Origin of the sequence: Sphingobacterium sp. SYP-B4668, from assembly GCF_027627455.1 — a bacterium.
In the GTDB taxonomy this organism is placed as follows: Bacteria; Bacteroidota; Bacteroidia; order Sphingobacteriales; family Sphingobacteriaceae; genus Sphingobacterium.
This window is the reverse complement of the sequence record NZ_CP115483.1, coordinates 2,252,602-2,269,902: the sequence shown is the minus strand read 5'-3', so window position 1 is coordinate 2,269,902 and position 17,301 is coordinate 2,252,602. Positions and strand designations below refer to the sequence as shown.

The following is a 17,301-nucleotide window of genomic DNA, read 5'->3' as shown; positions in this document are numbered from 1 at the left end:
AAAATAAGGTATGTACACCTTACAAACCTGTCGAATTATCTCAATAATCTGTTCTTTTGAATCAATCCAAAGTATTGTAAAAACAGTAACTGTATACAATTACATCAATTCTTTCAATACTTCAACTCGCGAGTCAATACCACCCTTTGTTGTAGCTAGATTTGCCGTACTATTCTTCAAATGCCGCTCTTTTTAGAAAAAAATGCAATTTCTAGTTACAAAATTGCACCTTCCTCAACCTACCGTTGATAATATGTCCTATTTTACTGAGAATCTATACAGGGATTTGGTTTGATAGACCTGTCCAGGATTTAGCTCCGTAGATGGAAAGCTGGGCTGGTTTGGTGAATCTGGAAAATGTTGCGGTTCCAAACAAAAACCTGTCCGGAAGGAGTCTTTTGTTCCATTTTTCAACTGCACCAGCTCATTCATAAAATTACCACTATAAAACTGAATACCTGGCTCCTGTGTCAGTATATCCATGACGATTCCTGATTTATCCCCCACTACATGGGCAGCCTTGTACCACTCTCCTTCTGTTTGTTTACTCAGCACAAAATTGTGATCGTACCCCTTTCCGTAGGTAAGCTGCTGGTCATCTGCATTAATATCCTGACCAATAGTTTTTACCGATGTAAAATCGAAGGCGCTACCCTGCACTTGTTTTAGTTCTCCTGTTGGAATCAATGTACTATCCACCGGTGTAAATCGATCGGCAAATATTTGCATTTGGTGATCTAAAATCGTTCCGCTTCCCTCACCATTCAAATTGAAATATGCATGATTAGTCAAATTGATGACCGTCTTTTTATCTGATTGTGCTTGATAGGATATCATCAACTCATTTTGATCATTCAACGTATAGGTAACCTCCATGGCAATATTGCCTGGAAAACCCTCTGCTTTATCAGCGAGTGTATAGGCAAATGTAATGGAAGATTCGTCACTGGACTTTACAGACCAATTAGCAAAATGCACACCTTTGAAACCTCCATGTAGTGTATTAACACCATTGTTTATCGGAAGATTATAGGTTTGCCCGTCCAATTTGAAAGTTCCTTTGGCAATCCGGTTGCCGAACGGTCCCACGATGGTACCGAAATACGGTTCTTTGGGATTGTGGTAATCTGCAGCCTTTGTAAAACCCAATACAACATCACACAAATTGCCGTCCTTATCAGGGACCCATAGACCAACTATCCGCGCGCCAAAATTTGTAAAATAGGCTTGTACCCCATTTTTGTTCTTCAATTCATATAAATGAACGTCCTTCCCATCCACTTTTCCCGCAAATGTCGCACTGTCCATTTTTACACTTGTTGAAGTGTCATACTGGCTCTTGGGAGTTCCTGGCTGCTGACAAGCTACCAAGATGCCAATAACACCCATTATCCCTATAAGTCTGAATCTGTTTATCATAAATAATTTATTTTTGACCCATCAACTGACAGATCGATTGTTTATATGCGTTAGTTTTATAAAGCTCCTTACAATCAAATTGTTTCTTGCGCTACAATATGCTTCAATTGGAAATATTATTGATTATTTCTTGTATACAAATTAGCCAATTACGCTCATGAAACAAAAAAAATCAAAATTAGTATGCAGCTCTTATATTTTTCTTTAATTTTAAATGCTACAAAACCCATGGCTAAAATCCTGTTTTTTTGAAATATTAATCCACAAAATTGTATCAATATTTCGCTGTTTTGTATCAATAACCAAATAATCATGTCAATTTCTAGATTTTTCCTCTTATACCTTATATTTTCATGCCTGCATCTTCCTGCTCAAGCTCAACCCTATTACTTCAATCACTATCAAATTGACGAGGGGTTATCCAACAATGCTGTCATCTGTAGTATGCAGGATAGTTATGGATTCTTGTGGTTCGGCACCAAAGATGGATTGAATCGATTTGACGGCAATACTTTTAAACAATTCACATCCGCTCCCAAGCAAAAAGGAAGCTTAGGAAGCAATGTAATCATCTCACTAGTAGAGGATGATAAAAAATGCATGTGGGTCGGCACTGATCAAGGCATCTACTCCTACAATCCCGCACTTGAAGAATTCAACATCTTAGATGAGGCCTTTCGAAATACGGAAGTCCCCATCATCACAACCGACAATAAAAATCGGATATGGTTTGTTTCAAAAGGCATGCTCTATTACCATCATCTCATAAACAAAGAAACCCACCAAATAACGAAACCGGACCTATACATCACCGCTGTAGGTACGACCCGAACTGGGCACATTTATTTTGGTACCCCCGAAGGCAGGGTATATCGTGTCACTGATTCCAATACGGTTTCCTTATTTCTAGATCTAACCGTTCAATATGGGAACCATGATTGGTTTAGTATCCAAAAAATATTCGAAAATAAAAATGGCGATCTTCTTATAGGCACCTCTAAAGCTGGTGTATTCATCTTTAGCTTCCAAAGCAACACCTTGACTCCTTTACTCGGACAATCCCAAGTAAAACAATTCCTATATGTTCGAGACATCCAACAACCCAACGACCAGGAGTATTGGTTTGCAACCGAATCAGGTCTATTTATATATCACATAAAAAAACAAACCTTTATTAACATAAAAAAGGAAAAAGACGACCCTTGGGGAATTTCGGACAATGCTGTTTACAACGTGTTGCTAGATAGAGATGGTGGCGTATGGCTAGGCACCTATTTTGGTGGCTTGAATTATTACCATAGTCACAACAGCATTATAGAAAAGGTTATACCTCGGGATAACGCATTCGGTTTACAAGGATCGGCGGTACGTGAAATTAAAAAGGACCAAGATGGCAACATCTGGATAGGAACTGAAAATGGGGGACTTGCCAAATGGGATACACGTAGCAATAAAATCAGCAACTTTAATACCCAAAACAGTGGACTCGCCGACAACAATATCCACGGTCTACTTCCAATAGGAGACAAAATATTAGTGGGTCCATTTGTAAATGGTTTAGACATTTTCGACATAAAGAAACAACAAGTCGTCAAACATTTGGATAGAAATAGCTACATAACCTCTGATTTGGAAAGTAATTTTATCCTCCATATATACCAAACCCGTTCTGGAGAACTGCTCGCTACTTCAACAAACGGACTTTATCGATTTGACGTCAAAACCCTAGAATTTAACATCGTCAAAGATGTGCCTACTCACATTTTTTACACGACACTAATAGAAGACCATAAGGGCAATATATGGGTGGGTACGGGGAGAGATGGTCTATTTTGCTACAACTCAAACACCAAGTATTTTAAACATTTCACACATAATTCTCGAGATGAGCACTCCTTGCCTAATAACAGGATTAACAGTCTTTTCGAAGACTCTCAAAAACAGCTTTGGATAGCCACCGAAGGAGGAATATCGATGAAGTATTCCGAAAAATCCGGATTTGAAAATATTGATACAAAGAAAGGACTACCCAGTAATGTTGTCCTTGCTATCCTAGAGGATAGGCAAAATAACTTATGGGTCAGTACTTCTAAAGGACTAGTTAGGTACCATTTATTCTCACACAAATTGCGTACCTTCGATATGGAGTCTGGGCTCCCATCCTTACAATTCAACTACAATTCTTCCTTTGACGACGACACGGGAAATCTTTACTTTGGCACGATCAATGGATTGATTCGATTCAATCCCGAAAGACTTAACAATGTTACGTACAATAGTACCATTCCCATTTTTATTACAAATCTGTATGTCAATAATGAAGAGGTAAATCAAAGAAGCGAATCTAAAATTTTGACAAAGTCGATTCTATTTACCGATGAGATCAGATTGGAACATGATGAATCCTCGTTCAGTTTAGATTTTGCTGCGCTTCATTATCAAGCTCCGCAATCCATTACTTACAGTTACAAAATGGAGGGGCTAGAAGAGAAATGGAATACCATACGTGGAAGCCAACGTGCCTATTTCACCAAACTAGCACCCGGAGAATACACCTTTATAGTAAAGGCCGAAGATCCTAACGGCGTGACCATTCCTCAATTCAGAAGCTTAAAGATTAAAATTCTCCCACCAATATGGGCCAGTGCAAGTGCATTTTTATTTTACGGTATGGTTTTATTGGGGTTGATTGTCTTCATTGTACATCATTTTAATGAAAAAGCCAAACAACGAAATCGACAACACTTACTGACTATCCAAAATCTACGTGAGCAAGAGCTATACCGCTCTAAAATAGATTTCTTTACGGATGTCGCCCATGAAATCCGTACGCCTCTGTCTTTGATAAAAGCACCATTGGAAAAGCTTATGGAAAAAGTAGAGCGGAACCAATCTATTGACAAACTGCTCAACACCATGCAAAACAATACCGACAAATTGATTACCCTGAGTAATCAGTTGCTAGACTTTAGAAAAGTTGAAGCTGAGGGGTTTAAGTTGCATTTCGAATCCCAGAACGTCAGTCATGCCCTTAAAGAAATCATCAACAATTTTACGGTGACACTCGCGGCAAAGGAAAAAGAATTGATCTGTAATATCCAAGAAGACATTGTTGCCCTAATCGATCTCGACGCGTTTGAAAAAATATGTTACAACCTATTGAACAATGCATTAAAATACTCCGAACAACATATTGAAGTACATTTAAAAAGAAATAAAACCGAAGATATATTTGTGATGACAATAATAAATGATGGACAGTTAATCCCTGAAGAGGAGCAGCAACGTATTTTTGAACCCTTTAACAGATTGAGATATAACAAAAATATTCCTGGAAGCGGCTTAGGCCTTGCATTAACCAAATCCTTGGTGTTAAAACTTCAAGGCACGTTGATTTACCAAGCCTCTTCGCCTCTTTATAATATATTTGTATTAACATTGCCAATTAACCAAAGTTCAAAACCAAAACTATGAAAGCAAAAGCTAGTTTACTATTAGTAGATGATCATCAAGAGCTACTTGAATTTATCGCAGATGATCTACAAGAGGAGTATCAGATACAAACTACCAACAATGGTATAGAGGCGATGCAATTACTAGAGTCTGAAAATTATGATTTGATTATCAGCGATGTCATGATGCCTGAGATGAACGGTTACGAACTGTGCCATCATATCAAAGAGAATATTTCATACGCCCATATTCCCGTCATCTTATTAACGGCCAAAAATAGTATTGAATCAAAGATACAAGGTCTCGAATTTGGGGCAGACGCTTACATCGAAAAACCGTTCTCTCCTGCATTTCTAAAAGCGCAGATCGCTAGCCTACTAAAGAACAGACTCAAGGTCAAGACTTTTTTCATCAACAATCCCTTGTCACAGATACAAAGTATCGGACAGAATCAAAGCGATCAAGAATTTTTAAAAAAAGTAGATGAAATCATTTTAGAACACCTCGATGACCCTAAATTCAATGTTGATCGTATGGCAGATATACTTTGCATCAGCAGACCTACATTGTACCGCAAAATAAACGTTGTTTCCAGCCTCTCACCCAATGAACTAATCAATCTAACGCGGTTACGAAAAGCGGCAGAATTATTGACACAACGTAAGTACAAAATCTATGAGATATCTGATCTACTCGGATATAGCTCAGCTACCCATTTCTCGAAGAACTTCCAGAAGCAGTTTGGACTCAGCCCTTCCCAGTTTCAGGAAAACCAGAAGAGTATTGCCTCTGGAGACTAGCGAATTTCTACTGCTCAAAATAGGTACTATATCCATCAGCTTACATTAAGAAAACGAAATAAGAATGTTTGATTTCCGATTAAAAGTGTTCAATACCGTTGCTAAACGGCTTAATTTCACAAAAGCTGCAGAAGAGTTGTTTATAAGCCAACCCGCTGTCACCAAACATATACACGAAATAGAGGGTCATTATAAGATTCAATTATTTGAGCGAAGAGGTAGTAAAATCACACTTTCAGAAGCGGGCAAGATATTATTAATATATACCGAGCGTATATTTGATATCTATCGGGATATGGAATTTGAGATAAATAGCTTCACCCAGCATCACGACGGCATATTGAGAGTGGGGGCCAGCACAACGGTGGCTCAGTACATCCTCCCACCTATATTAGCGGCATTCCATAATAAATATAAGGATATAAAAATCTCACTGACTACTGGAAATACCGAGCGTATCGAATCCGATCTTGACAACGGGACCATTGACTTGGGAATCATCGAAGGAAAATCAAAAAATACTGCCTTTAAATATACTCATTTTATCGATGACGAAATTGTCTTGGTCGCTTCCACCAGCCACCCAAAGGCTCAAAAAACGTTACTAACCCTAGAAGAATTGACAGAAATCCCCTTACTCTTACGTGAACCAGGCTCTGGGACATTGGAGTATATCGCTTATGAACTTAAAAAAGCAGGAATGAGACTATCGGACTTATCTGTTGAAATGCAAATGAACAGCCCCGAAAGCATCAAAGCATATCTACCCAATTCCAAGTGTATGGCTTTCCTATCCGTCCACGCCATATTAAAAGAGCTTCGCTACAAAGATTTCTCAATTATCGACGTAAAAGAATTGGATATTAAACGAATTTTTCAAATCATACATCCTCATGGAGGTATCAGTGGATTAGCAGAATTGTTCATGAAATATGCCATCACCTATAACTTCAGGTAATCCTATATTAGGAATAGTGATATAAATGGTGGTCTATTTATCCTCAATTTTGTTCCAACAATAGCAAAAGAGAGATGGAACAAGAGTTAAGAACAAAAAATACCCTATCAACATTTTGGAACAAACTACTCGGTAAAAATATCACCTTCCGAGAAATCATATTTATTATACTCGCTCTCTCCTGCCTATCCACTTTGGTATCCCCAGCAATGGCATTACTGCTGGGATTTTGTGTTGCACAATTTGTTGGTCACCCCTACCTTCATCTAAACAATAAGATTGTACATCTTCTGTTGCAAGCGTCCGTTGTAGGCTTAGGTTTCGGGATGAATGTTGAAAGTGCATGGATGGCGGGTAAAAGTGGGTTTATTTTTGCGCTCGCTTCTATTTTGGCGACCCTATCTTTGGGAATTATACTAGGCTATTTTTTAAAAGTAGAAAAGAAAACATCTTATCTCATTACGACGGGCACAGCGATATGTGGTGGTAGCGCCATCGCAGCAATCTCACCCGTAATCAAAGCAAAGGAGCATCAAGCTTCCATATCCTTAGGTGTCATATTCATTCTCAACGCAGTAGCACTGTTTGTATTTCCAAGCATAGGGCACGCATTCGATCTTTCGCAAACACAATTTGGACTTTGGTGCGCTATCGCTATACATGACACCAGCTCGGTCATCGGAGCCGCCAATAAATATGGGAACCAAGCTCTTGAAGTCGCCACTACCGTAAAATTGGCAAGGGCATTGTGGATCATTCCATTGGCTATTGTCTCATTATACCTATTCAAATCTGACAAATCGAAAATCAAATTCCCATACTTTATAGCTTTGTTTATACTGGCAATGATAGCCAATAGCTATTTTACTTTGATTCATCAGATTACTCCTTACTTAGTAAACGTCTCAAAAGTTGGAATGACTTTAAGCCTATTCTTGATTGGCTGCGGCCTATCCATCAACAAACTCAAGCGTATCGGAATCAGGCCAATGCTACAGGGAGTCATACTCTGGTGTACGATTTCGGCTATGGCATTAGCAGCAATCATCGCCATGGTATAGCTAGCTCTTATTTCCGAAACACTTGTATTCTACTTTAAATCTTCACCTTATGCTATGAACGCGTCATTCTGTAGGCCACAAATACAAATGGTATAGTAGCGGCCATCACTACAGAAGTTGCCAAAAGTGCATGGGACGAAAAAAGGGAAACTACCGCGCTCGACAAAAAACAAACCCCCAACTGTATGGTATTTTGTAAGGCGGCCGCTTTACCCAGACTTTGCGGAAATATACTCAACGCCCGTGCTACCACGATGGGGTAACAAGCCCCGTTAGCCAAGGCCATCATGCAAAATGGAATCAACAATATGGTCAAAGTGGGCACCATGGTGACGCTGACGATATAAATGGACAAAAGCGATATCGAATACAAGGTGAGCAATACGGGAATCAATTTGCTACCGTCTACTCGATTGGACAATGACCTATAGCCATATCCACCTATCATAAATGCAATAGTTTGCGGAATAAAGCTAAGACCAATTTGGCTTTCGTCGTATCCTAATTCTTTAAGAAAAAAAGGAGACCCTGTAAGCCATGCAAAAAACGAACCCGAACAAAATGCATAGATTAAGACATTCCCAATATAAAGGCGTGAGCCAAATAAGGATAGATATGTCGATGGAGCCTGAGTGATATCCCTCTTTTCAATTAATGCTGTCGATGCTGTCTTATTCCCGACCAACTTTAAGGTGTAAATCAAAAGCAATACAGCCAAAATAGCCAAGGTCACAAAGATAGATCGCCATCCTAAATGGTCTAATAAATACACACCTATCAAAGGCGCCAATGCCGGAGACAGAGCTACTAAAGGCATTATCGTAGCAAATATTTTATTGGTTTGATGAGGTGGATAGCGTTCTACGACCATACCTTGCCAACTCACAGCAGCCGCACAAACACCCACCGCTTGGATAAGACGGAGAACCAATAAAAGAGCTACGCTATGTGTAAAGTATATACTCAGTGAAGCTAATGTGAAGATGACTAATCCAATCAAGACAGTCTTTGGTTTACCTAGACGATCCGAAATAGGCCCCCACATCAACTGCGCAAGTGCATATCCCGCCAAAAACAAACTTAGACTCGCACTTATACTGCTTTTGTCCGTTGACAAATCCAGACGCATGCTGTCAAACGCTGGCAGGTACATATCCGTCGCTAAAAAACCGATGATGCTCAACCCCACCAAATACACCAGAAACAATGAATTATTACCTTTTTTCTCCAACATATCTTAAACACTTTTCACGGACAAAGGTAGCAAATTGAACGGAGAACAACCTGTCACATCCAGCTTACAAAACAAGTTCCTAATATTGTGCATCTTACCAAAAAGAGAGCTACACGGCTATGCTCTATCTTATCGCTCTATTTCCAAAAAAAGTTATTGCGCTAAATACAAAAAATGTACTATTTTAGAGCACCAACAATCGCTGAATTAGATATGGAACCAACAGCACATCCCGAGAGCAAAGCCATCAATAGAGAGCATCAGCAATCAGACAAAATCTTTGATCATAGAACTTTGGAACAAGACTATAGAACACTTCCCTCCCTTATACAAAAAGGTATGGATATACTAGATATTGGCTGTGGTACCGGGGCTCTCACCAAGGAAATGGCCAAGCTTGTTGGTCGTACTGGAAGTGTGATAGGGATAGACAACACTCCGATGTTTATCCAAAGCGGCCGCGCATCATACGCTGACATCCCAAATCTGCAATTGGAGCATATCGACCTTTTCCAATATGACCCAACCACTAAATTCGACTTAATTGTATCCGCCCGAACCCTTCAGTGGATTAGCGAGGTGCCCGCAGCACTTCTCAAAATAAAATCTATGCTCAAACCTGGCGGAATGATATCCATCCTAGATTACAACCATAGCGCTATCAAGTGGAGTCCTTCCCCTCCGATTAGCATGCAGGTCTTTTACGAAACCTTCTTAAAATGGCGCAGTGATGCAGGTATGAATAATAAGATTGCAGACGAATTGGCACACATGCTTCAAGAAGCAGGCTTCCTACAGATTGAAACATTAAATGCCGACCTGCATTACACAAAAGACAATCCAGCATTTGATTTCAATTTGGGTATATGGTCTAAAGTAGCAGCTTCCAAGCAAATGGTAGAAGAAGGCTATATTGCGGATACCGATCGCCTTCAAGCTATAGAAGAGTACAATCAATGGATCCGTACAGATGCACAATCCATGACGCTAAAGATGAATGATGTAAGAGGGCATATCTAACACATATTTACCGATGAGATTTATTCAAGTACTTACCATGTCCGCGTGTACCACGTTACTCGCTTTAATCACTTCCTTTGTAGCCTTACCTGACAATTCAGGCTATTTCGGACTCTTCCTCATCGGCGTTAGCCCTATCGGGATATTGGCCTTTCTATTTTGGAGCTACTTCCTAGCATACCTCTCCAATAGACACCCTATATTCAACACTATATTTGCTTATTTCATATTGACATCTATTGCTTGTTATTCCTTGATATTGCTCACTATAAACACGCTTAATGACGGTCATGATAGTAGTGACTTCAAAACGTTTTTATCAGATGCCAGGGATGCCCTTATTGATGTACGGATACTATTATGCGTCGTCCTAACTGCTGCCTTATACAGCGCCATATTCAATTGGCTGAAAAACAAAAGAAAACCCACCAATGGGTAGCAATTACTCGTGATAAAGAATCTCGTCAATCTTAAACGTTTTCCCATCAGAAACCAAGCGCAACGAAACATTGTAAAATTCATTCTCCGCTTTAAGATGTAGAGAATCTACCCCCATAGACTGTACCTTTACCTCAAAATAATTAGTATCTCGTACTGCGCTTTTCCAATCACAAGATATGATTTTAACAATTGGAGGATCGAAGCCACCTCGATCGTACTGTCCATTATTAATAGTATAATGAGCACTATACTTCTTCACAAATACATGATAAGACTCTTCAGTGGCCCCCTCTCCCATCACTGCGTCATTCCCCGCTCTCAAATAAGCCTTATACCGATCAGAATATAAAGGATTATCATAAGAATGGTCCGCAAAGTCATAGTGTTCCAAAATCCATTGTTTTGCGGCTGATTTCATCTCATCAGTTTTCGCATACTGCTGACCTTCCGATTCATTTAATTCTGTTTCCACGACAGGCTGTTTGACTTCAGGTTGGTGACACGCCAAGCACATCAAAGTTAGCCCTGCCAGGTTAATTAATTTATGGACATACATATCATTCAGCTTATTTCCAATACAGTTATTGCCTAAAAACACTTCTATTGCCAGCACTTATTCCACATGAATAGGGACTGCTCGCAACATTCCTCCAAAAATAGCCAAACTTAAATGATTTCAACAAATATGGAACACATCTCTCTATACCCACGTCACCCATAGCAACTGGATGGACGTTAGAATTCGAATGCATTCATGTTCAAATCCGAGCAGACGACATACACCAAAACTTCATAAACAACTAAAAATAACCGCCCTATACAGTAATTCGATTGTCAGTTGTTTGCTGTAATAAGGTAGTATCCATACCTCCAGGAAAAAACACAAGCAACATAGCTGTTTATTATCAGCACCCTCACTTCGCGAGCGTGCTTCTAATTGCGACAGAAATGACTTTTCTATTACGATTGTTGATTATTTTTTTAGCTTATGACAAAAAAAATAATCAACTTGCCGACATAAGATATCAGGAGCTATGAGTAGTATATATCATTTAAATTGCGCTCGGATTATTTCCGCCATTAATGACAATGTATGTAGACACAGCTTGTTGATTCAGGAAGGTGACAAGCTGATGCTAATCGATACGAGGATTGGAACTTTGGATGTACAAAAACGGCCAAAGCAAGAGCTGAAGACGACGCACTCCGCTTCCTTACACTGGAAAAAATCAAAAAAACTCGTACTGGAACATCCCGACATCGAAATTTTCGGATATCATGATATCGAAGAATTCGACAGTCCCAATCCTTAACATTATTCACAAGAAATGCCCACCATCCGACTCGAAACATTCATCCATGCACCCCGAGACCGTGTATTCGATCTTGCACGAAGCATTGACCTACATCAGTCCTCTACCCAACAAACCCATGAAAGAGCTATTGCTGGACGTACCTCCGGACTGATCCAACTGGGTGAAACCGTTACTTGGAGAGCTAAACACTTTGGTATTTATCAACAGCTAAGCGTACGCATTACCGCATTTCACAAACCTCACATGTTTGCAGACAAGATGTTAAAAGGCGCCTTTGCCTCCATGGAGCACATCCATCTGTTTGAAGAAGAACAGACTGGCACCAACATGATTGACATATTCACATTTAAAGCGCCCCTTGGAATATTAGGATTTCTTGCTGAAAATCTTTTCCTGACCACCTACATGTCTAACTTTCTGAAAAAGAGAAATTCGGCAATCAAGGTCATAGCCGAAGGACATCAATGGGAACAGTTCTTGCCCCCCCTTTCCGACACCGAATAACCCACACATAATCAACTATTAAGACAACATGCTAATGGAACTATTTCGCTATCTTTCTATAAATCTACCAAGCATTTTCAGTGTCCATGAGTATCTTAAAAACAACCTACACTTGCCTTCTTGTTGTCCTTTTACTCCCATACCTCCATACCCAACAGACAGATTGGGTCAAACTTGACTAAGAGCTAGCAATATTCCAAAATAAAAAAAGTTGTCCATATTAATTATGGACAACTTTTCATAAAATCAAAATACTGTAGCACTCACAAGCAATACTTAAAAATCCTTATCATAAGTCCTATTCCAATGCTTGTTTCTGTCCATTGGTGTAGGCTTCACTTTATATTCCAATCGAATTCCATTCAAACGCCTTTGTTTAAGACGCTTATTGACCTCGTCTATATACGCAATTCCGACCACCTCATATATACCATAGCTCGTGCCCTTCAAATTTTCGTCTGGATCTTCCTCATCCACAAGTCTCAATGTGAAAAAACAATTTAAATAATCCTGCCAAAAGAAAATAGGATTATCTTCCTTATCTTGATAGCTATCTTCTGCGTAACAGAGCTCATCATCCACCTCAAAATAATCCGCCAATAGCTTATTCGTCTGCGCTACAAAAACGGTTGCCACTTCTTTATCTTCAAAAGGCATAAAAGAGACGATGTCTCCTTCCTCCAACAAATCAAACATCAAATGGTTATTGAAGCAGCGAATCATTTCTGGCAGCAATTCGACTACATCATTGTACATTTTCTTCATACAGCAAAGATACGAACAAAATCACTATTTTTTTTCATTCCTCCCGCTGCTTGCCATACCGAAGTAAATCCATATTATTCATAAGATTGATATACCTCACAACGAGCAATCAAGTTAATTTAGCTCGGGGCAGGAAAGTTAAGTAGCACACAGATATCCTCCATCTGACTAGTGCACACAAATCTGAAATCTACCTTACTCCATATGCGTACCCACATTTGATTTTTTGTTACATTTACACCATGGGAGAACAAGCAAACAATCCTCTTCACGGAAAAAGACTAGATACCATCATTGAATACTTGGTAGAATACTACCAAGGCTGGGACCAACTCGCGCAGAAGATTCCTATTAAATGCTTCTATAATAATCCCAGTGTAAAGTCTTCTCTTACTTTTTTAAGGAAGACTCCTTGGGCCCGTCAGAAAGTTGAAGACCTATATATAAGAATTGTATCGAAAAAATCACGTTAGAGATTACTCCATTCCGTCTGCATGAAGCTGCAACAATATCCTTGCCCGGCCCTAATACCATTTTCGTAAAAATGGTCAACATCAATCTATTCTTCTGAAAAAACATTATCTAATAAAATCAGAGATAGTGGATTATATTTTATAATACCTACCTTTGCGGCCATGAAAAAAATTGCAGACTACCGAAAACTTTTGAATGTAGATAAATCTGTCGATCTCAAAACATTGAAATCGACCTACCGTACAATCATGAAAGAGTGTCATCCAGATAAATTTGTAAATGACGAAGAAGGAAGATTAGCTGCGGAGGCCAAAAGTACAGAAATGATTGAAGCGTACCATTTCTTAGTAAGCATCTGCTCGGAGATGTTGGAGCAACAATTGCCTATCTATAAAGAGACTATCGCTAATTCTGCCATCCAAGACTTTGACTGGAAATCACAAGTATTGGAAATTACTTTTCAAGACGGAAGCAAATACGAATATTTTGGGGTCGCTAAAAATGACTATATCAAATTTATCAATGCTGACTCACCAGGACGTTTTGCAAGAAGACATATCTTCCATTCCTACCCATACAGAAATGTATTGAAAACATCGGAACCTGCATAACAAATAGTGGAGATCTAATACCCTATAAAAGAATACTTTATACATCAACAACAGTTCTATCGTGATTTGCACTTGCCTATCTTCAATTCATAGGCAAGTACAAGTCGAACCATCCGATTATATCGGTCCATTCCTTCCGCCTGGTTGTTGTGCTGGAGATATTCATTGTAAAACAGAGACGTCAACCGATTCATCCAGCCTACATACTCCGCCCAAAACAAACGTTCTTCTTTCAAATCACTTAAGACAGCGGCTGAAAGTCGATTCCTGTAAATATGATATAGATTCTGATCTATTCGATAAAGCTCCATTATCAAATAACTCACTGTTTGCAAATAAGCCGAATAGCGATAAAACACCTCAGGATGTCTTTTCAACCGTACAAAGGCGATAAAATTGGCTTCATCTTCGAAACCCACTCCCTGTTGGTGTGCCAACTCGTGTATATAGGTAAATGGCTTGGAAACAGCGGGCATAATGTCATTGATCTGTGTCTCATGAGAAAAGGGATTGAAATAGCCCGATACGCCAACATACGACACAAATGTACTGTTCAAAGGTGATTTGGCAACCACGTTGGATCGAGACAGAAAGTTTTCAAATGTAGTATCTTGTTGCACCCATTGCATCATGTCTTGAGCTATCCGACTTCCCTTATCCTTCCATCTCACAGGATCTGTCTGTGTCCTTAATGTATTTACGCTATCCACCATCCTTTCCAGAATCACCAAATAGTCAGCCAGTCTAGGATTTGTCAACTCGATATCAGCATTCACCGCAAGAGGCTGTCGATAATAGTTCAGTCCCCAACTGATATAAAAAAAAGCATAAAGAGCCAATACAGCATTCAAAAGATGAAATCCGAATTGGAGCGCTCGTCGTCGCTTTTTATGCAGCAAGGACCTGACTAGCACAAAAATCAACCATAGCAATACAGCGATGATACCTCCGTATAGTAAATCACCTATACTGAACGGAATATATCCGAATAGCAGCTTCTGAACACTATTGAAAAGCGGGTACCACGACTGCGAAAACACGGATTCAACCCATTCTGGACTCCCTTTAAGGAAAGAAAGCACCGCTATTATAAATAACAGTGAAACAAATAAGATCCAAGATGCCCGCAGTCGTAATCTCATTAGCTTTCGTTTTCGAAATAGATCTTATAATAGTTCATTCCCTTTTCTTCATCGAATCCCTTCTCCAAATATTCGCGTTTGCCGTGGATATAGATATGAAAATTCTTATCCAATTTCAAAACAGTCTTATAAGATGCCTCCATTTTCTTCACCGCTTTATTTGCAATGTCAAAGTTACTCTGAAAAGGTGTCTCAAACTCATTTTCCAATGCACCACGATAGTCTTGGAACAAAGAAATGGCTTGTGGGTTGCTCAACACCTCTTCTTCAAATTCTTCTTGTACAAACGTTTCCTTTTCCTTGAAATAATTCATCGAGCGGTTGAGCAAATCGATTTTATCTGCCTTTTCCATTTCAAAAGATTCATCAAGCTTTTCGTTGACAAAGTTTTTGTAGACTTTCAAATAATTTCCAGTCTGGTTAAAACTGTCATTGCGGATTCGCAACTGCAAAAACTCATCTTTCCAATACACCGCCTCCTGGGTCTTATTCGTTTGATCAATCACCAATACCTTATACCCTTCTTCTCCCTCTGTATCGATGATGAGCACTCCTTTGTCCAGCTTATTGATATTGATGGCCTCTTGTTCGTATTCCAACTTAAAAGCCCCCTGCTCAGGATATACTTTCAAATACGTTTCCTTATTCTCCGACTTGAATATCCCGATCGCTTGGTGGTCTTCGCCTTCCATCTGTACGTCCGTTAGATGGACTACATACACCTCGCCCGCCTTAATCTTCGGATGCCCCGACACCTCATAGAGGTGTTTACTCACTTGCTGCGATAACTCGTGAAACGAAAGCTTATCATCAAAAAACTGCTTCGTAAAATGATAAATTTCATTCAACTCCAAATCCTCATTCGGATGATAAAATCGGTAGACTTCATTTAGTTTAGAAAATGGTGATAAAAAGTACTGTTTCAAAAGCGGAGGCATCACCTCATCTTCTCCCAAGTTGACAGGTTCATCCGACAAGATGTAAAACTCGTCTTGGGACTTGTTGCCCACACGGTGTATGGACAGGTTTTCAAAAGTAGCGTCTTGGTGAAAAAACATAGTATATATTAGTATATTATTCTTACGAATTAAAGATTATAGATATCGATAGCGAATCTAAATGTCTCCACATGCGCATTTACGATATCTTTAATATGTGTAGAGTACCCTCCGCCCATACTGATTTGCAAAGGTATGTATCGAGTCTGACAAGCGCGAAGTATCAATGCATCCCGCTCCTTACAAGCGTCCGCGCTCAACTTTAACTTCCCTAACTTATCCGTCTCCAACACATCAACTCCGGCCTGGTAAAATACAAAATCAGGTCCCAAATCTTCAAACAGTCTCCCTAAAGCATCTTTCAGGACAGCAAGATACTCCGAATCTGTCAAGCCATCTTTTAAGGGAATATCCCAATCAGAGTGCTCCTTGATAAAAGGAAAATTCTTATCACCGTGCATGGAAAACGTAAATACAGCGGGATTGTCACGAAAGATATGTGCCGTACCATTCCCTTGATGCACATCAAGGTCAATAATCAGCACCTTCTTAGCAAGTCCTAGTTCAAGAAGGTATGCCGCAGCAACGGCTTGATCATTGAGTAGGCAAAAACCTTCTCCATAATCGTACCCCGCGTGATGTGTACCTCCAGCTACATTAAATGCTACACCATACTGTTGGGCAAACTTTGCAGCTTGTATTGTCCCATCCAGTATATATCGTTCACGATTTACAAGCTCCACAGACAATGGAAATCCAATCCGACGCACCATTCCAGCATCCAAGGTTAGATTCCACAGATGATCTACGTATTGCGAATCATGCGCAAGGCAAGCTATCTCGCGACTAACAAGCTCAGGTTCAAAAAAATTAGCAGAACCAACCAAACCTTCGCGAAGCAATTGCAATGGAATCAGCTCGTATTTACTCATTGGAAAACGATGTCCCTCTTTAACCGGGTGAACATATGCCGTATGGAAAGCAATTTTTAACAAATGATCCTATTTATATCAGATGACGAATATACAAAATTGTAATGGCACGAAATATGATAATTCCAGTCATTGTTCACAAATTTTCCATCCAATTCTGTCATCCAAGCAAA

General features: G+C 39.5%; 17 protein-coding genes. 10 read left to right on the top strand and 7 right to left on the bottom strand.

The window, feature by feature from the left end; translation table 11 throughout:
* Positions 1–258: 258 nt before the first annotated feature.
* A complete protein-coding gene (locus OQ289_RS09630) occupies positions 259–1,419 on the bottom strand; it encodes an aldose epimerase family protein (protein WP_270090519.1) in 1,161 nt (386 codons plus the stop codon).
* A gap of 312 nt (positions 1,420–1,731) precedes the next feature.
* On the opposite strand from OQ289_RS09630, the gene OQ289_RS09625 reads away from it, so the two are divergent.
* From OQ289_RS09625 to OQ289_RS09610, 4 genes are all read left to right on the top strand, one after another.
* Complete coding sequence (locus tag OQ289_RS09625) at positions 1,732–4,893, top strand: ligand-binding sensor domain-containing protein (protein WP_270090518.1); 3,162 nt, start codon at positions 1,732–1,734, stop codon at positions 4,891–4,893.
* On the top strand, positions 4,890–5,672 hold the full coding sequence (locus OQ289_RS09620) for a response regulator transcription factor (protein ID WP_270090517.1): 783 nt from the start codon (positions 4,890–4,892) through the stop codon (positions 5,670–5,672). Before OQ289_RS09625 ends, OQ289_RS09620 begins: the two co-directional genes overlap by 4 nt.
* Before the next feature lie 64 nt (positions 5,673–5,736).
* Complete coding sequence (locus tag OQ289_RS09615; protein WP_270090516.1) at positions 5,737–6,630, top strand: LysR substrate-binding domain-containing protein; 894 nt, start codon at positions 5,737–5,739, stop codon at positions 6,628–6,630.
* A 74-nt stretch (positions 6,631–6,704) separates the two neighbouring features.
* Positions 6,705–7,691: a YeiH family protein gene (locus OQ289_RS09610; protein WP_270090515.1), complete on the top strand. Its 987-nt coding sequence runs from the start codon at positions 6,705–6,707 to the stop codon at positions 7,689–7,691.
* Positions 7,692–7,743: 52 nt separating this feature from the next.
* On the opposite strand, the gene punC is transcribed toward OQ289_RS09610, so the two are convergent.
* Positions 7,744–8,925: a purine nucleoside transporter PunC gene (gene punC, locus OQ289_RS09605; RefSeq protein WP_270090514.1), complete on the bottom strand. Its 1,182-nt coding sequence runs from the start codon at positions 8,923–8,925 to the stop codon at positions 7,744–7,746.
* 174 nt (positions 8,926–9,099) lie between these two features.
* Between punC and OQ289_RS09600 the strand changes: the two genes are divergently transcribed.
* Together OQ289_RS09600 and OQ289_RS09595 are read left to right on the top strand one after the other, a co-directional pair.
* A complete protein-coding gene (locus OQ289_RS09600; protein WP_270090513.1) occupies positions 9,100–9,945 on the top strand; it encodes a methyltransferase domain-containing protein in 846 nt (281 codons plus the stop codon).
* 13 nt (positions 9,946–9,958) lie between these two features.
* Positions 9,959–10,384, top strand: coding sequence for a hypothetical protein (locus tag OQ289_RS09595; RefSeq protein WP_270090512.1), 426 nt, complete (start codon positions 9,959–9,961; stop codon positions 10,382–10,384).
* 3 nt (positions 10,385–10,387) lie between these two features.
* Here OQ289_RS09595 and OQ289_RS09590 read toward each other — a convergent pair whose 3' ends face one another.
* The gene (locus OQ289_RS09590) at positions 10,388–10,858 is read right to left on the bottom strand and encodes a hypothetical protein (protein ID WP_270090511.1); all 471 of its coding nucleotides are present in this window, start codon (positions 10,856–10,858) and stop codon (positions 10,388–10,390) included.
* 562 nt (positions 10,859–11,420) lie between these two features.
* Between OQ289_RS09590 and OQ289_RS09585 the strand changes: the two genes are divergently transcribed.
* Together OQ289_RS09585 and OQ289_RS09580 are read left to right on the top strand one after the other, a co-directional pair.
* Positions 11,421–11,699, top strand: a complete 279-nt coding sequence (locus tag OQ289_RS09585; protein WP_270090510.1) for a hypothetical protein — start codon at positions 11,421–11,423, stop codon at positions 11,697–11,699.
* Positions 11,700–11,714: 15 nt separating this feature from the next.
* The gene (locus tag OQ289_RS09580) at positions 11,715–12,206 is read left to right on the top strand and encodes an SRPBCC family protein (RefSeq protein ID WP_270090509.1); all 492 of its coding nucleotides are present in this window, start codon (positions 11,715–11,717) and stop codon (positions 12,204–12,206) included.
* A gap of 276 nt (positions 12,207–12,482) precedes the next feature.
* Here OQ289_RS09580 and OQ289_RS09575 read toward each other — a convergent pair whose 3' ends face one another.
* The gene (locus OQ289_RS09575) at positions 12,483–12,971 is read right to left on the bottom strand and encodes a hypothetical protein (protein WP_270090508.1); all 489 of its coding nucleotides are present in this window, start codon (positions 12,969–12,971) and stop codon (positions 12,483–12,485) included.
* Positions 12,972–13,213: 242 nt separating this feature from the next.
* Between OQ289_RS09575 and OQ289_RS09570 the strand changes: the two genes are divergently transcribed.
* Positions 13,214–13,444, top strand: a complete 231-nt coding sequence (locus OQ289_RS09570) for a VF530 family protein (RefSeq protein WP_270090507.1) — start codon at positions 13,214–13,216, stop codon at positions 13,442–13,444.
* A 162-nt stretch (positions 13,445–13,606) separates the two neighbouring features.
* Positions 13,607–14,056, top strand: a complete 450-nt coding sequence (locus tag OQ289_RS09565; protein ID WP_033564600.1) for a KTSC domain-containing protein — start codon at positions 13,607–13,609, stop codon at positions 14,054–14,056.
* 56 nt (positions 14,057–14,112) lie between these two features.
* On the opposite strand, the gene OQ289_RS09560 is transcribed toward OQ289_RS09565, so the two are convergent.
* Genes OQ289_RS09560 through OQ289_RS09550 form a run of 3 tightly spaced genes read right to left on the bottom strand, consistent with a single transcriptional unit; the run spans position 14,113 to position 17,191 of the window.
* Positions 14,113–15,198: a DUF3810 domain-containing protein gene (locus OQ289_RS09560; RefSeq protein WP_270090506.1), complete on the bottom strand. Its 1,086-nt coding sequence runs from the start codon at positions 15,196–15,198 to the stop codon at positions 14,113–14,115.
* A complete protein-coding gene (locus OQ289_RS09555) occupies positions 15,198–16,256 on the bottom strand; it encodes a nucleoid-associated protein (protein ID WP_270090505.1) in 1,059 nt (352 codons plus the stop codon). The genes OQ289_RS09560 and OQ289_RS09555 overlap by 1 nt, the downstream gene beginning before the upstream one ends.
* 29 nt (positions 16,257–16,285) lie before the next feature.
* Entirely contained in the window at positions 16,286–17,191 is a 906-nt protein-coding gene (locus tag OQ289_RS09550; RefSeq protein ID WP_270090504.1) for a histone deacetylase family protein, read from the bottom strand.
* Positions 17,192–17,301: the final 110 nt, after the last annotated feature.

What these genes read in the sequence shown, in the direction of transcription:
- OQ289_RS09630 (WP_270090519.1), bottom strand. Translation starts at nt 1,419, where the DNA reads ATGATAAACAGATTCAGACTTATAGGGATAATGGGTGTTATTGGCATC.
- OQ289_RS09625 (WP_270090518.1), top strand. Translation starts at nt 1,732, where the DNA reads ATGTCAATTTCTAGATTTTTCCTCTTATACCTTATATTTTCATGCCTG.
- OQ289_RS09620 (WP_270090517.1), top strand. Translation starts at nt 4,890, where the DNA reads ATGAAAGCAAAAGCTAGTTTACTATTAGTAGATGATCATCAAGAGCTA.
- OQ289_RS09615 (WP_270090516.1), top strand. Translation starts at nt 5,737, where the DNA reads ATGTTTGATTTCCGATTAAAAGTGTTCAATACCGTTGCTAAACGGCTT.
- OQ289_RS09610 (WP_270090515.1), top strand. Translation starts at nt 6,705, where the DNA reads ATGGAACAAGAGTTAAGAACAAAAAATACCCTATCAACATTTTGGAAC.
- punC (WP_270090514.1), bottom strand. Translation starts at nt 8,925, where the DNA reads ATGTTGGAGAAAAAAGGTAATAATTCATTGTTTCTGGTGTATTTGGTG.
- OQ289_RS09600 (WP_270090513.1), top strand. Translation starts at nt 9,100, where the DNA reads ATGTACTATTTTAGAGCACCAACAATCGCTGAATTAGATATGGAACCA.
- OQ289_RS09595 (WP_270090512.1), top strand. Translation starts at nt 9,959, where the DNA reads ATGAGATTTATTCAAGTACTTACCATGTCCGCGTGTACCACGTTACTC.
- OQ289_RS09585 (WP_270090510.1), top strand. Translation starts at nt 11,421, where the DNA reads ATGAGTAGTATATATCATTTAAATTGCGCTCGGATTATTTCCGCCATT.
- OQ289_RS09580 (WP_270090509.1), top strand. Translation starts at nt 11,715, where the DNA reads ATGCCCACCATCCGACTCGAAACATTCATCCATGCACCCCGAGACCGT.
- OQ289_RS09575 (WP_270090508.1), bottom strand. Translation starts at nt 12,971, where the DNA reads ATGAAGAAAATGTACAATGATGTAGTCGAATTGCTGCCAGAAATGATT.
- OQ289_RS09570 (WP_270090507.1), top strand. Translation starts at nt 13,214, where the DNA reads ATGGGAGAACAAGCAAACAATCCTCTTCACGGAAAAAGACTAGATACC.
- OQ289_RS09565 (WP_033564600.1), top strand. Translation starts at nt 13,607, where the DNA reads ATGAAAAAAATTGCAGACTACCGAAAACTTTTGAATGTAGATAAATCT.
- OQ289_RS09560 (WP_270090506.1), bottom strand. Translation starts at nt 15,198, where the DNA reads ATGAGATTACGACTGCGGGCATCTTGGATCTTATTTGTTTCACTGTTA.
- OQ289_RS09555 (WP_270090505.1), bottom strand. Translation starts at nt 16,256, where the DNA reads ATGTTTTTTCACCAAGACGCTACTTTTGAAAACCTGTCCATACACCGT.